General features: G+C 50.0%; 12 protein-coding genes and 1 pseudogene. 10 read left to right on the forward strand and 3 right to left on the reverse strand.

The window, feature by feature from the left end; genetic code table 11:
• The first annotated feature begins 41 nt into the window (after positions 1-41).
• From ACERJA_RS12310 to ACERJA_RS12320, 3 genes are all read left to right on the forward strand, one after another.
• On the forward strand, positions 42-257 hold the full coding sequence (locus ACERJA_RS12310) for a hypothetical protein (RefSeq protein ID WP_373608532.1): 216 nt from the start codon (positions 42-44) through the stop codon (positions 255-257).
• A 948-nt stretch (positions 258-1,205) separates the two neighbouring features.
• Positions 1,206-2,012 carry a hypothetical protein gene (locus tag ACERJA_RS12315; RefSeq protein WP_373608533.1) on the forward strand — a complete coding sequence of 269 codons (807 nt, stop codon included), beginning with the start codon at positions 1,206-1,208 and terminating at the stop codon, positions 2,010-2,012.
• 644 nt (positions 2,013-2,656) lie between these two features.
• Positions 2,657-3,670 (forward strand): HNH endonuclease, encoded by a 1,014-nt coding sequence (locus tag ACERJA_RS12320; protein WP_373608534.1) that lies wholly within the window; start codon positions 2,657-2,659, stop codon positions 3,668-3,670.
• Positions 3,671-3,982: 312 nt separating this feature from the next.
• Here ACERJA_RS12320 and ACERJA_RS12325 read toward each other — a convergent pair.
• Positions 3,983-4,423 (reverse strand): annotated as a pseudogene (locus ACERJA_RS12325) (ISH6 family transposase); the annotation flags it as partial.
• Between the two features lie 39 nt (positions 4,424-4,462).
• Between ACERJA_RS12325 and ACERJA_RS12330 the strand changes: the two are divergent.
• Together ACERJA_RS12330 and ACERJA_RS12335 are read left to right on the forward strand one after the other, a co-directional pair.
• Positions 4,463-8,635 carry a DEAD/DEAH box helicase gene (locus tag ACERJA_RS12330; RefSeq protein WP_373608535.1) on the forward strand — a complete coding sequence of 1,391 codons (4,173 nt, stop codon included), beginning with the start codon at positions 4,463-4,465 and terminating at the stop codon, positions 8,633-8,635.
• Between the two features lie 22 nt (positions 8,636-8,657).
• The gene (locus ACERJA_RS12335; protein WP_373608536.1) at positions 8,658-9,047 is read left to right on the forward strand and encodes a phospholipase D-like domain-containing protein; all 390 of its coding nucleotides are present in this window, start codon (positions 8,658-8,660) and stop codon (positions 9,045-9,047) included.
• A gap of 255 nt (positions 9,048-9,302) precedes the next feature.
• Here ACERJA_RS12335 and ACERJA_RS12340 read toward each other — a convergent pair whose 3' ends face one another.
• Positions 9,303-9,614 (reverse strand): transposase, encoded by a 312-nt coding sequence (locus tag ACERJA_RS12340; protein WP_373608537.1) that lies wholly within the window; start codon positions 9,612-9,614, stop codon positions 9,303-9,305.
• Entirely contained in the window at positions 9,614-10,009 is a 396-nt protein-coding gene (locus tag ACERJA_RS12345; RefSeq protein ID WP_373608538.1) for a PIN domain-containing protein, read from the reverse strand. The genes ACERJA_RS12340 and ACERJA_RS12345 overlap by 1 nt, the downstream gene beginning before the upstream one ends.
• A 315-nt stretch (positions 10,010-10,324) precedes the next feature.
• Between ACERJA_RS12345 and ACERJA_RS12350 the strand changes: the two genes are divergently transcribed.
• The 5 genes from ACERJA_RS12350 (at position 10,325) to ACERJA_RS12370 (ending at position 14,408) form a co-directional block, all read left to right on the forward strand.
• A complete protein-coding gene (locus ACERJA_RS12350; RefSeq protein ID WP_373608539.1) occupies positions 10,325-10,570 on the forward strand; it encodes a hypothetical protein in 246 nt (81 codons plus the stop codon).
• 532 nt (positions 10,571-11,102) lie between these two features.
• Positions 11,103-12,038: a hypothetical protein gene (locus ACERJA_RS12355; protein ID WP_373608540.1), complete on the forward strand. Its 936-nt coding sequence runs from the start codon at positions 11,103-11,105 to the stop codon at positions 12,036-12,038.
• A 4-nt stretch (positions 12,039-12,042) separates the two neighbouring features.
• Positions 12,043-12,495, forward strand: coding sequence for a DUF6884 domain-containing protein (locus ACERJA_RS12360; protein WP_373608541.1), 453 nt, complete (start codon positions 12,043-12,045; stop codon positions 12,493-12,495).
• Between the two features lie 211 nt (positions 12,496-12,706).
• Positions 12,707-13,189: a DUF6884 domain-containing protein gene (locus tag ACERJA_RS12365; protein ID WP_373608543.1), complete on the forward strand. Its 483-nt coding sequence runs from the start codon at positions 12,707-12,709 to the stop codon at positions 13,187-13,189.
• On the forward strand, positions 13,167-14,408 hold the full coding sequence (locus tag ACERJA_RS12370; protein ID WP_373608544.1) for a tRNA-guanine transglycosylase: 1,242 nt from the start codon (positions 13,167-13,169) through the stop codon (positions 14,406-14,408). The genes ACERJA_RS12365 and ACERJA_RS12370 overlap by 23 nt, the downstream gene beginning before the upstream one ends.

Genomic DNA, 14,408 nt, shown 5'->3' on the forward strand with positions numbered 1-14,408 from the left:
ACATGAGGTAATTTATGGCCACGGGTAAAACACTTCAGGTAATGAGTGAGGAGGGTCGTGCGCTGTTGACTGACCGCGAGAAGGAGATTATCAGCGGCGAGGCTGACGTGTCGGATAACTACCGGTACAAAACTGAATCAATCGTGCGGAACCGGATTCGAAAGCATCTCCGCGAAGATATCGAGTTCCTCGAGGAGCACTTCGACGAGGCACATGAACTTGCAACCGAAGCCGTTTGTGAGAAGCGTGATCGATGAGTAACCAGCAACCCCTGGCCTCGAGGTTTGCGAACAGTCGCTCGCTTAGGTCCGCGACGCATCTGACGCACTCTAACGGGTGCCGGCTGCTGGGCTCGATGAAGCGAAACACGAGACAGTCACAGACATAGTCGACGACGCCCGATCGTTCGAACGGTCGCTGGCGAACGAGGTCGATCAAATACGAGGTGGTCTCAATGAGTTGCACTATCACCGACGGCGACCTCCGAGTTGACTGACTCGAGAGGATCCCAAGCCCACTTGGATGGGTCGGGAGGCTGCCAAGTGGGCAGGCAAGAAGGGAACAGGAGTCGATTCTTGCCAATGTCGTGCGACCAGTGTGCCGTTGCGTTCGGGCGTGCGCTTCGACCCCACAACGGATTCATCTGAAACCGGTGATTCATCGCGCTCCTCCAGTCGTCGATCGGACATTGATGTGTTCGGTACCAAGATTGCTCACCCTCAGCAGCAGCTCTGAGACAATTCGTACACACGAACCCAGCTTTTCAAATAAGATCAATATCGATACGTAGGCAGGTTGGCTAGATAGACACGGATAGATCTTCTACTTCAGAATCTCCAAATTGATAACGTGCACATGACGAATCGCAGTTCGTGTGCATATTCGGGAAACGGATTCCGTCGACGTGCAACCCCTGGGGGGCACCATGCAGCCAATCCCGAATTCGTCGGTCTGGCGTGACAGTTCGCGACGGATCGCCTTCTGGAGCACGACCTCGAACTACTGGAGGTCGTCGCCAAACTCAAGCTTGAATGGGGTGTCATAGAACAGTTCATACACCCGCCGTATAGCGATTTATTTGAAGAGTGCTCCGGGATTAGACGAGGTTTTCAGTACTCAAACGGATGATCGACCCTTTTACCATGGGCATGAGGGCCGCTGTATAATACCCTAACATTGATTCATCATAGGTGTTAGATCCAATCATGAAAGAACCGAACCGACGGAAGAAGTTTCTAGCTGATTGGCTGAGTGGATTGAACTGGCAAAGTTTTGAGAATCTTGCAGTTCGTGTCGCTGAAGTAAATGGATATCAAGGGACAAAAAAAGAGGGAGGATCAAATAAGGGGCCAGATGCCGTCTATGATATCAATAATGAATTGGTTTATTTCGAGTTTACAAAACAAAAGGATGGAACTGAATCAAAAATTAAGGGTGATATTGATAAGGTGAATGACTATTTGCAAGAAGAGAATGAATATGCTGATAGAATTGATAAGCTAGTGTATATTACGAATCAAAACATAAATCAGGGACTAGCAAAGGATGTAGATGCCCCGTACGAGATCGAGATCCTCGATCGAACGGATGTAATTGACAGTATGGAGATCTTAGATGAGTGGTTCACTGAAAGGTCTCTAGATCAGATCGCCCGCTTCGATAGCAAGCCTGACAGTAATTTCAAATGCTGGAGTGAGCGAAGAACGATCGTGCTCCCGAGCGACAACCTCATGAAGATCACCGATCCGCCAGAGGATTTTAACTATGACATTTATTTATCTCACGAAGGCCTACTAACGCTTCTTACTGAGCTTGACCCGTCCTTACTCGGAGATGTTCTATATAGTGTAGATAATCGTAATTTTAAGGCAATGACTGGTCAACCAAACATCAAGCGTGTTAATGGTCCAGAAACATATGTACCAATCATATCTATAGATGGAGAAAACAGCCGTATATTAATCTTGAGCTTTACCGATCAAGGACAATCCTCCGAAATGTCCTATTCGTGATGACTGAGCGTCTTTGGTTCAAGACTTCGAACCCTTGGAGTCCCAACGGTTAACGTTCCTTGGGATATGAGGGTGTCATAGAACATCTCATTCACATATGGTACTGTGTGATTTTTTGTTTCTGTACTCTTGGGAACAGTGCGAATGCGGGGAGGTTGATTTGGGACCTTGGACTTAGCCACAATCTTCGTCCCAGCAATGCGCTTCTTTTCTCAGTTCGAGTTGTTGGGGCACCTCCAGAAGGGTGAGTCCATGTTGATTCGCAATTTTATCTGCCAAGTCGTATGCGTGTTCTTCCATTGGATCTTCGATGTCACAATCCTCCTCGAGGCTACGGGCAAGTTGGAGCAGTGCATATACGATCAATAGATCGTCTTGGGGATGACGCATCGCTCTGTCTGGGCCAGTTATCCCATTTGAATGTACGCACCCCTTCTAAGCAGACTCGACAAGGCGGGTTATCGAAGTCCCCGGCATGGGCTACCAGTGGGTCTACCCTAGCGTGAGGTCCTGTATCCACCAGTCCAATTTTTCGCTAGCGCGGCGCGCGCTCTGCGCGCCGCGCAATTACCCTCCCCCCTTAGGGGCATCCTGGAGTACCTGTCGGAAAATTAATCAAGTTAGTCTTCTTCCAGCTTATCAGAATGGTAAATCTGAACGAAGCTAGTGCTGATCAAGTGTTGTCGACCGCTAATTCGAGCCCAACATTCAAACAAGCAATGGGAAATTCCGAAAACTGGCTCACAGCCTACCGTCATAGCATATGGGGAATGCGAGAAGGGTTAGAAGATCGGTACAACGAATTATCTATTGGGGATGTCATCCTTTTTCGGACATACCGCGAATCCAATGGTAGCAAAGAATGGGGAATAATCGGATATGGTGTAATTGGACGTAAGTCTGAGAAGGATAAACCACTTTGGCCAGATGAGGTAGAGGATGGAGTAAATCGCTATCCTTGGTTGCTTTTCTTCAAAGAGACATACTGGCACGGTTCTGTAGAACGGATTGAGGACGAACACCAAATAAACAAAAATCAAGAGCAGGTCCAACAAGAAATCGATTGTCTAAGGGAAGGAATGCTCACTCTCAATGAGATTGACAGTATAATTGGTTACGAACTTCACGACATCAATCTCTGGAATGTTGCAGGTGAGAACGCTCGCCGAATAATTGACCTTCTTCATCGGATCGAAGGAGTTCGTGCTGATAGCCAAATCGCTGAAAATCTCCATTCGGAACCGAGCCCTGATTCACTGTCTACCCAAGAATTGTATCAGCGCGCCTCTGAAGATAACAGATCACAGAATACATCGACCTCTAGAACAGAGGAGAACCAACCCTCTGGGTCAGTCAACTCTCCAGCAGAAAACCAGCACCGGTCGGAACTCGTCAAGCAATATGCGAAAGAGTGGGCTAATGGAACTTGCCAAGGCTGTGGTAATCCTGCGTCCTTTGAGGACCAACATGGCGAGTCCTTCCTCGAGGTTCATCACGTTCATAGACTCAGCGACGGGGGACCTGACGAACCAGAGAACGTTATTGCAATCTGCCCAAACTGCCATCGGCGTGCCCATCACGGAAAAACAAATCCAGATTCAATCAAGAACTCATTGAGAAACTTGAGTCGCTTGATCATCCAGTTGCCTAATCGCTGAGTGAGCTTTCTTTAATACTCTATGGCGGTGGTGCAGAAGTCTTCACACGCCTTGAGCTGCCAGAACTCGATTTTCCGGATGGGAACATTTCACCATCACAGAACATGATACGGTATTCGAGATTGGGTTGAGTATATGAAGACGGTGATCTCCGATATCCGATGCGTTAGTCCTTGAGAACAGTTCTGCACCACCGCCTACTCTATATCTATCGAACCCCTGTTTCATGTGCTTCAACTGGAAATCCATGTGCGGAGCTGGGGGAGGGGCGCTGTAATTTTTTGGTCCCGTCACAAACTCGTCTAGAATTCGCCTCTTAGCGTCAACTGACACCTCCATTGTGATGGCTGTTTTGGCTGATCGCTCGAGCAGTTCGTCAGCGACCGCCGCGAACTGCTCAGGGTCGTCATATCTCACGAGAGTGAGCCAGAGGAGCGATTCTAAGTCGGATTCTGTCCATCGCATCCACTGGTTTTTACACCGCTTCGAGATTTCTCCCATGGCTCGTTCAACCACGTTCGATGTCCATGGGATCTCTTGTCCCTCGAGTGCGAGTTCGGCGAACGTCACGGTTGCTTGTGCCCATTTTCGGAGGTGTGCCGTTGCTTTTGGAGAGTCCTGTTGCTCTAAGCGCCACGCCTCCTTCGTGAGGTTCTCGAGCATTTGGTCGATCCGCTCGCGGATCGCCAAACGCTCATTCTTCGGTGCGTGAAGCGCAACTGAGTTCTTCAGATGGAACAGGTCGTTAGTGACGTCCAAATTATTATTATCTCTCCCCTGTACAGATATAGCGTGTCTTCAGAAGACAATCAAGATGACGAGTCGGTGCGGTTCGCTGACCGGAGTTCCGAGTTCGAGAGATTTAGCGATATTACCGGTGATGATTCGATAGAGGCCATAATTCGCGGTCTTTTGCACAATAGACAGGTGTCTGGACCGGATGACGACGATGCGGACTACCTGACTGAGTCTCTGAAATTCACCCGCCAGGAGATACCGCGTCGGGACCTTTCAGCACTGAGTGAGTACGACGATTATGACCTGGAAAAAGCTAGACGGATTATCGAGATACTTGACAACGAAGACGATGGAGAAGAGGAAGGTCCCAAGGCGCTAGAGTTCCAACTCCGCAGTTGGGACCGGATTTATCAACTCGATCAAGAGCGAAGGTCAGAAGGTGAGCATCGAGGGGTGAATCTCTCGGCCCCAACCGGATTTGGGAAGACATGGGCGTTCATGGGACCAGTTTATGATAAAGTTCTGAATGATTCCGATTTCTCTACAGCTATCCTCGCATTCCCTCGGAGAGCCCTTCTACGGGACCAACTCAGCGGAATCCTCAAGCGATTATACGAAATAAAGGAATCCGACGAATACGACTCAACATTTTCCGTAGGAACGTGGATCAGCGGTCAGCCATTCGATGAGTCTGACGTTACGAATACGTCGAAAACAGGAGTTAGGGAAGATCAGAACGATCGGTTGGTGTTTACTCTCGCGGACTACTGGGACAGTGACTCTGATGAGGATGATCTTTACATCTCTCATAATGGGGAAGAAATATTCAATGATGATGTATCCATTTCGATGGATGAATTCGTATTTGCGAAAGAAGATATCAAAAACAATCCTCCAGATATACTTCTGACCACGCTGGAGTCTTTGGAACTCTTCAGTCTCAAGCCGAATTACGATATCATCCAGAACGCGGATGCACTTGTGTTAGATGAGGTTCACCAGTACGATGGGTTGCAGGGCTCACATGCTGCGAACGTCATCCGGAATGTCAAATCAGTCCGTGATGACCCATTGCTTTTCCTCGGAGTCAGTGCAACACTTGCGAATCCGCAACGCTTCGGGCAGAAACTCTTCGGTCTGACTGATTCTGGAGAATTTGACACGGTTCAGCCCACAGAAGCCGATTATCAGGATGATAGTGGTGACTATCGCAACCATTTCTTCCTCCTCAGTAATGAGGAAGGTGGCGGGGCAGCCTCGATGTACATTCAGCAGATGATGCTGCTTGGTCACGGGATGCTCGACCCGCCGCAACTCGGCGAGGATGGAGAGATGGCCAAGATTCTCTCGTTTATCGACAGTAAAAGCCAGATAAACCAGCGAAGAGATCAGTTCAACGACGCGGATGAGAACGACCGGCTCTGGGAGTACCACGACGGGGAGAGCCCTCAATTTGCCGGCGGTGACTCAGACGATGACTATCGTAACGTCGCTCAAAATACGGATCACAACTTCGTGGACCAGCCTCTCAATATGGGTGTCTTCCATGCCGATTCCGATACGTCCATCAGTGATCTAGATGAGATGGAGATAATCCAGAGTACATCCTCACTTGAGGTAGGGATTGACATCGAGGATATTGAAATCGTAACCCAATACCGAGAACCATTGGGTGGGCTATCGTCATTCGTACAGCGGGTTGGACGTGCGGGCCGGGAGAAAAACACAGATGCGTACGCTGTAACATTCCTATCGAGTTACGCCGGAGACTCGAATTTCTACTACCGTGCGGATCGGTTCCTGAATTCAGAGATTACTACGCCCTTACGGACGGACAACGATGTTATCGACAATGTCCATGATATGGCGTTGGCCTTCTATGAGGAGTTCGACGAGATTTATCAGCGTCATCGGTACGATTGGTGGGATAACGACCAGGTAGAGATCGATGTACTTGAGCAGTTGTTCTCCGAAAACCTTGGGGCTGAAGACTTCTACGACTTCTTGACTTCAACGAAGAGCACAGTGTTTTCTGTGGCTGATTTCCGGCCAGACACAGAGACTCTTCTTACAGAGAGCGGTTTGGAGGCGTTGGATGAAGCGCTTGAAGAAAAAGAGACAGAATTAGAGGAGGAGATAGAGGAGATTCGAACTCTGATCGGCGAGGAAGACACCGCGCGTGTCATTCGGGGAGATGATCCAGTAAATGGATTGCTGGATCGGATTTCGGATACGACGCTCGACCTCCTCTCGCAGTTCGAAGAGACAATCGAGGACCACGATGGGACGGAAAATATTCAAGAAAAGATTTCAGAGACACGTGACCTTATCGACGAGGGTGATTCCCAAGACCTAGAGGGCCGGTTGGATGCGTATTTCACAGTTCCCAACAAGTTGATGGTTCTACAAGGGCTGATGGGGGAGATAGAAGGTGAACACCCGGACCTCACCATAATTCAAGACATCCAAAGCAGTCTAAGGAATATAGAGACAGCAGTACAGGATGGAACTATTGAGCGGCAACAGAGAGAACGGAAAATTCTCCATTATCTCTCTAGGGCTGCTGATGAAGTGCAGTCCTACGTGACATCGCGAACAGATGCCCCGCATGGGAGCCTCTTCCACATGAAGGAAATGTTCCGAGCTGCGTTCTTCTTCGATCAGTGTCTCCGCTTGGCTGACGATCACGAATCTGTTGGCATCGACTACTTTCCGGAGGACTACTTCGGTGGCGGTGGGAAATCGTTCACACTCGAGTCCACTAACCGACATGAGTCGGATAAGCAAATCCCGCTTGAGCGGATAATCAACCAGTATGCGCCATTCAAAACGGAATATCTCTCCCGTACAGGCGAGATGCAGGCTTTCGTTCCTGACGTGCGTGAAGTAGACGGTGACATGAAGATGGACTTCAGTTCCGTCGAGGGACGAGTCGAGGACTCGGTGAAGATTCCCGAGCGGATTCAGGCGGAATCATTCAACGACGTGACTGATAACAGGAGCTTGGGCGTGGTCTACTACGATTCGGAGCAATACAATATTTTCAACGATTATCACTCTGTGCCTCCAAGAGCGAACGAAGAGCGAGGCCGGATTCACTCCGAGCCCCACGTCAATACTGAGATGACACATGTGGGTGACTCGGAAACAGAAGATGGGCTTGAACTCGGAGATGTAAATGCGCAGGCGACATTGGAAGCGGTCACGCTCGAGATCTCCCATACCTACTATCACGAGGAGACCGATGAGATTCGCTTCGACGGTAATCGTGAGCATCGCCTTCTGGAAAGCACGGATCCAAAACTTGGATTCGTGTTAGACACCAGGGGTATCACTTGGGATCTTACCGAGTTCATGGAAGCACTCGGAGAAGACATCCGTGCCGAAGTTGAGCAGCACAAGGAACTCGATGAAGTGACCTTCGAAGAAGTCGCACTCAACACTGCAGCACAGTTCTTGCGGATCCTGATATCCGACGTCAGCGGTGTGAACTCTGAAGAACTACTCCACGGATACGACCAGACTGACGAGGACTATTCGGTATTCGCGTTTGAGCAAGCTGAGGGCGGACAGGGGATCGTAGACCTCTTCTTTGAAACGCTACAGACTAATCCGCGAGAAATCCTGACCTCGATGAACCGCCTACTCTACAACAGTCAACTTGAGGTTGAGCAACTCTGTGCATCCCCCGAATTCGTCGACGAAGTCACGAGCATCAATCAGAAATCTACCGATGACCGAGCAGCAGTCGTAACCGAAATTCTGGAGATTACGAGTGAACAGGTAGTTGATCGTATCGCCGAAGAATTGCTCTCTACCTTCGATAAGATAGATAACCTTGCCGACGAAGCAGACGTGGAGGATCATGAGTTGCTCTACGAACTCAAGCACGAAGTCGCGGTCGAGCGGATGAACGGAACTGATCCAGATGAGATTCTAGACAATCTCCCCGACAGATTCGAGGAAATAACTGATGAGGTAGAGAACAGCACGGTACGGAACCTTCTCGTCTCTCCTGATGCAGACGGGTGTGCGGCAAATCTCCATCTGAATACGACCCTGTTTAACGCAGAACAATCTGAAACGCTTAGCTACATTATTCTCGAAGAGCTCCGGGGAGACATTCTGGAATCCGTCCCGATAGAGGAAGACGGCGGCGAGATTCTGGAGCGAGAACAACTGTGGGCAAGTGAGGAGAATGGAGAGGTCATTTTCCCTTCCTTCTGAGTCAATCCCGTATTTCATCGGGATGAGCTTCCTGAGGGCGGAACGAGTCGTTCTCATTTCGCCCTGGATCAGCGACATCGATATCGAATTCCCGAACAGCGACCGAGTCTCCTCGGATACGATGGGCCTGATCCAGACAATAAACATGTTCTCCGACGTCGACTGTACCGTCTTCACGAATACGGATTCGTATAACGAGTATTTCATCGACCGGCTAAGCGACGAAACCGAGACCCGCATGATCGAGGACCTCCATGCGAAATTGGTCGTCACTGACGATCTCGTGTACATGGGCTCTGCCAATATCACATGGAGCGGTGTGAGCCACAATATCGAATCCGCACGGGTCGTGGAGAACACCTACGAGGATTCGGAGGCATTCGTCGAAGGGGAACTTTCGCTCAGTATCTGATCAGCAGAACAGAGTACTGAGACGAGTTGCTCCTACGACTCCTCTGAGGAAGCATCCGATTTATTGGTTATCCCAAACGGACTTGTAGTAAGTCGGCTTTGGTGAATCGCCATACAGCATCGGGATGTAGTGTCTCACTGTCTTCCTGAGATCGGTCACTTGGTTCGTTACCACCGGCTTCCTCAAGGATGCAGTCACGATCGTTCCAGCGTGACGCCTCGAGCGAGGTGATTTCTCACCGGAGGGCGCCGCAAGCTAGCGATTCACCAGAGCCAACTCGTCAAACTCTTCAGAGGAGAGCTTCGCGGGCGGCCGTCCCGCGAAACTCGGCCGAAGTCCGTCGACTCTGCCTTCGTTCGAGGCGTTAAGCCAGCGTCCGCCAGTTGGTTGGGACACACCGACACGTCGTGCAGCCATCTTGTCGGTGTCACCGAGAGAGACGTTCTTGATGAAGCAGAGTCGTCGGACGAGATGGGTCTCGTCCGCTTTCTGGGCTTCATTAATCGCGTCATCAAACTGTGTTTCCGACAAATGCTCCACCATCTCAGTTCGACGAGTTGTCTTCATCAGTCGTCGTGAAGATTCGTCACTCGCATTTTCGACTCGAGGGCGTCGGTCTGAAAATCAGAATCCGCAACGACAAGAATATCACCAGTCGAGCGAGCAGTCGCCGCGATCATGAGATTTCGAACGGTCATCCGTTCACCATCGGTGAGAAGTTCATCTTGCAGCCGAGCTGCCTCGAGCGCGATACCCTCGTTGAGTTCGATGGAATAGATGCCACCGAAGTGCTGCCGTTCTGCACGCACATCGGTTTCGCCGCTGCCGAGCGTTCCAGCAAGAACTTCGTAGACACAGATCGCCGATGTGAGATACGGTTCGTCCTGTGATTCGATGAACGCAACGGTTTCATCGACGCCCTCGAGCATATCGACGATAACCGACGAATCGAGAAATATCATCGCTCGAAGCTCTCTCGTGATCGATCAATAGCGTCGCGGACCTATTCGGCTGTGTTCGAATCCCATGCACCGACGGTGGTCGACTCCTCGTCGAAACTCTTGTCGTCGCGCTTGAGCAGATGGTGTGAGTGCGAACAATCGGCAGGTATCGAACGAATCAACCTCGCACCACGCGACAAACTGGTCCACGATCTCAGCCGAATCACTATCATATCTCAGTGTCGATGTGTTTTTAAGACCCGCCAAGGGGCGGAAGTCTTCTCGAGTTCGGTTCAAAAGTATAAAATTCAACAGAATGCAATATAAAACAAGACAATGGTCAGCAAAACTCCATTCACCGTTAAGCTCGATCAGGACAACGACAAGTGGGTTGTTCGCATCGGCAAAAACGGTGAAATTGTCTATCAGTACAGTAGCAAAGAGAAAGCAATCGACGAAGCAGCGTACGCAGCGGAGGGTGGCGATAGACCTGGCGTTGTCATCTTTACCGAAATTGGCGAGTACAGTCACTTTGTGGAAAATCCGCAGTTCTGGAGCGGTGAGTACTGGGAACATTGTTAGCGCAAGAACAAGATAGTTGCATAGGGGTCTAGTTCAGAATTTTATGATGTCCTCCTCAAGCGTGGTAAGACAGCGAGTAGAGTGGATGCATCTAGTCGATGAAAACACCCTCGAGACAATGCGCAACGAGGGTAATATGACCTCAAGCGCACTCGGGCAACTGGATGTTACCGTCGCCAACTACGCGAGTAATTGGCTGTCACTGATGAGAACTATGTCCTCGTCGAACGTGTTACTCAAAATTGTTCTCGGATCAGAGAAGTTGGCGAAGCGTTCCCCGATGAAGAACTTGACGCGAGTGAGCTTTGGTCTGCCGAGGAGTGTCTTGGTGCAGAAGCACCGGATCAAAAAGTATTCTATACGGAGGAGATGTCGGAGACATGAGCTAAATCCGTCGCCATCATTACGCTATCAGCGCGGTCAGCATCGGTCTGTCTTCAAGTACCTGCGCTGTATCTTTGCTTGTGGTTAGTTCTCATCACCTTCGTTTGAGAACCCAAACGGCTTAACCGACTGGTCTATATTCTGTCCCATGGCAAAGCACCCTGAGATTGGTGCGATCGCGGAGGAAGTCGAAGACTTCCACGCGCATCCCAATGATCTGGAACATTTTGACCCGAAGCTGATTTTGGGATACTTTCAGCGACTGGAAATGATATTGGAGAAATGCCCGGTAGATATATACGCCGCTTCTTCACTTAAACATCCCTGGCCATATCGCCTTCAGAAGTCCGGTGAATGCGCACCAGCATCGTTCTGGCGGAGTCAACACCGTGTCCTTGATTCTAATATTACCAACCCAAAAGTGACAAACCAAGATATTCTCGAAGAAGCTATTAAAAAAGATGCGACTGCTGTCGTAGCGAAAGACTATCTCCCGTTTCACCTCTATGATCACCAAGAATTCGATATGGGGGAGCTGACCGGTGCGTCAAACCATACCGACGCGACCACGAAAAGCATCCGGGAGTTCGTCGAACTTCACGACCCAAGCCGTCATCCCCCTGCATATATCCCGTTACAGTCGCCATACGCAGTTCACATCCAAGAGATTCGAGACATCGTAAAGTCATCTCATCTTGAGGAACGGTATATGCTAGGTGGACTCAAAGATGCAGGTCCAAAAAAGCGGATCAGTGAAGCCAAGGCCCTTCGAGACGAGGTTGGTGACGAACCGGTGCTACACGGACTAGGCTGGGGACTCTCGGACACCTTAGTGGAGGAACTTCGAAAGAATCCCAACCTGATCGATTCTGTCGATAACAGCGGCCCCTCACAGGCAATCCTCAACGAGGGTCTCCTCGACAAGCACTGGCAAAAACAGTCGTTTGGGTTAGTGGAAGGTCAGATGCGGAACTCAGTTGCTGGCTGGTTCGAGTTTGGGATTCTCCTCCAAGCCACTCACCGCCTCACAGAGTTAAACACAGAGTTTAATACTGAGCAGAAAAGCCTGACAGACTATAAATGATCAGATGACTGATAGAGTTTTGGCGCTCGTCGGATGTGGAAGTAAGAAACGAAAACAACCCACAGCAGCGAAAGCCCTCTACATCTCCTCCTATTTCATCAAAAAGCGGCAGTGGGCAGAAGGCTGCCATGCATGGCGTATCCTATCCGCCGAACACGGACTGGTTCATCCTGACGAAGTCTTGGAACCGTATGACACTGCTCTGGTCGACCTGGATGACACGGAAACCCGTCGATGGGCCGAAGACGTTATGACTGATTTACGACCTCTGCTCGACGACTTCAATGCGGTTGTCGTCCTTGCTGGCAGAGACTATTTTACCCCGATTCGTGGCGGACTCGACCAAGCAGCACCCGCAGTCCAGTGGCCGTTTGAGGGGAAGCAATTATTCGATCAGATGGACTGGCTCGAAAATAGCCTACCTCCAAATCAATCAACAATTGATTCTTTTGAGTAATTTTCTTTTTCTTTCATCTGACCCACATTTGTCTCATATATTGAATATAATATATTGCTTATAAGGATAGGTGTCTAACTCTGGGTCACGCGCATCCGAACTCAAATACTGAACGGCCGATATAGCGTTTGACTGGCAGCGTTCACTATACAGGCGTTTGCTTCTTCGAGACGTGGCAAGTTATAAGGTTACACGGTCGAAAGAAGAAGCCATGTCGATACTGCTGGTACAGTCCTGTTCAAAGTCCAAAGACCGGCCTTCTGAACCGGTTGAACCTCTTGAATTGTATACGGGATACTTCTTCAAAATTATCAAGAAAGCGATACGTGAAGGCGAGTTTGATAACCAAATTGATCTGTGCATCCTTTCGGCCAAACACGGGCTAATCGATTCGACCGACCGAATTTGCTACTACGATCGCCAGATGGATGCGAATCGCGCAGCAACACTCCAGTCGGCGGTCACGGAAGAGTTGAAGACAAGGGTTGTCTCCCACAAGTACGATTATGTCGTCTTCAACCTCGGATCGGTATACAAAAGCGCGATTGGCGATCTGTCCGATCTTGATGCTTCGACCGCATTTATCGATGGCGACGGGATTGGGTACAAAGGACAGATGCTCAAGCAGGTCGTCCGTGGGAACTATGCATCACTTGAAATGGGGGTGAAGAATGCCTCAACTCAAGCAGACTGAATCTGTTTCATTCCAAGAAGAGGCAACAGCAGGTGATGCCCGTGCCGGCTTGCTCACCATTAATGGAATTGCCCTCGATACGCCGACTTTTTTCCCTGTCTTGAGCTTCTACGGGGGTGGAACGGATGCCAGCGTGTTCGGCGGCGGTATCCACCGGACAGTCAAAGAATTCATGCTTGGTGACGAAGCGATCGGCGGCGGCACATACGACCAGTATTTCCAGGGCACAATGACGTCTATTGCCGCCCTCACCGATTACGGCATTAACCGCGAGCGGTTCGAAGATTACGTCTCCGAGCCTATCAAGGAACGAGACACGTTTCTAGCCTATGACGGCCTGATATTCGTTGATTCTGGTGGATACAAATTCTTACACAGCGATGGGCTCGACGGTAGTGATTTCGAAATCGATATCGATCAACGCGAAGCGTTTCGGATCCAAAAACAGTTGGGCGGCGACATTATCGTCAATCTAGACCGGCCGATAACCCCCAGCGATACATTCGAAGACCGGCAAAAAAAGGCAAAACTCACTGCAGAAAACGCGGTTGAATTTGCCCGACTTACATACGACTATCCCGGTGCCCGGTACCTCACGGTCCACGGCTACAACTACTCGATGCTCGATCGGTTCTTCGACCACGTCCAGTCCCGGTTTGGGAACATCGACATTGCCACCCTGTTCGACGGAATCGCACTCGGTAGCTTAGTTCCTAAAAAAGATAACAAAGAGACATTGATCACCGCGGTCATGGACTGTAGAGAAGTTATGGCCGAACGCGGCCTTAATGACCTTCCGCTGCACGTCCTTGGGATTGGCAGCGGGTCCATCCCGCTGCTCATTGCCGCCGGTGCCGACACGTTCGATGCCACCACTTACCTCCAGAACGCGATTAACAAAAAATACGCCGTGAATCTTACCGAGCACATTCCCCTGGACGACGTCGACTTTACCCAATGTGACTGTCCGGTCTGCTCGACCCCCATGCTCGTCGACCGAATGCAGGGAAACACCGAATACCAGAAGGATGTTCTCGGCCCGGTCGCCATGCACAATCTCATCGTGCATACACAGGAAATTACTGAACTTCGACAGCGCATCAGACAGGGCGGGACTGACCCACTGATTAACTATCTAGATGAGACCGTAGGCCGCCGTGACCCAATCCGCAAGCAAACACACCGAGTCGTCAATCAATCACTTGGAGGGTACTTCTAA

This window comes from Natronorubrum sp. A-ect3 (genome assembly GCF_041821125.1).
GTDB classification, from domain to species: Archaea; Halobacteriota; Halobacteria; order Halobacteriales; family Natrialbaceae; genus Natronorubrum; species Natronorubrum bangense.

Bases quoted from the DNA above. Each gene is read 5' to 3' on its own strand.
- ACERJA_RS12355 (WP_373608540.1), top strand. From the start codon at position 11,103: ATGGCAAAGCACCCTGAGATTGGTGCGATCGCGGAGGAAGTCGAAGAC.
- ACERJA_RS12315 (WP_373608533.1), top strand. From the start codon at position 1,206: ATGAAAGAACCGAACCGACGGAAGAAGTTTCTAGCTGATTGGCTGAGT.
- ACERJA_RS12350 (WP_373608539.1), top strand. From the start codon at position 10,325: ATGGTCAGCAAAACTCCATTCACCGTTAAGCTCGATCAGGACAACGAC.
- ACERJA_RS12345 (WP_373608538.1), bottom strand. From the start codon at position 10,009: ATGATATTTCTCGATTCGTCGGTTATCGTCGATATGCTCGAGGGCGTC.
- ACERJA_RS12335 (WP_373608536.1), top strand. From the start codon at position 8,658: ATGAGCTTCCTGAGGGCGGAACGAGTCGTTCTCATTTCGCCCTGGATC.
- ACERJA_RS12360 (WP_373608541.1), top strand. From the start codon at position 12,043: ATGACTGATAGAGTTTTGGCGCTCGTCGGATGTGGAAGTAAGAAACGA.
- ACERJA_RS12340 (WP_373608537.1), bottom strand. From the start codon at position 9,614: ATGAAGACAACTCGTCGAACTGAGATGGTGGAGCATTTGTCGGAAACA.
- ACERJA_RS12320 (WP_373608534.1), top strand. From the start codon at position 2,657: ATGGTAAATCTGAACGAAGCTAGTGCTGATCAAGTGTTGTCGACCGCT.
- ACERJA_RS12370 (WP_373608544.1), top strand. From the start codon at position 13,167: ATGCCTCAACTCAAGCAGACTGAATCTGTTTCATTCCAAGAAGAGGCA.
- ACERJA_RS12310 (WP_373608532.1), top strand. From the start codon at position 42: ATGAGTGAGGAGGGTCGTGCGCTGTTGACTGACCGCGAGAAGGAGATT.
- ACERJA_RS12365 (WP_373608543.1), top strand. From the start codon at position 12,707: ATGTCGATACTGCTGGTACAGTCCTGTTCAAAGTCCAAAGACCGGCCT.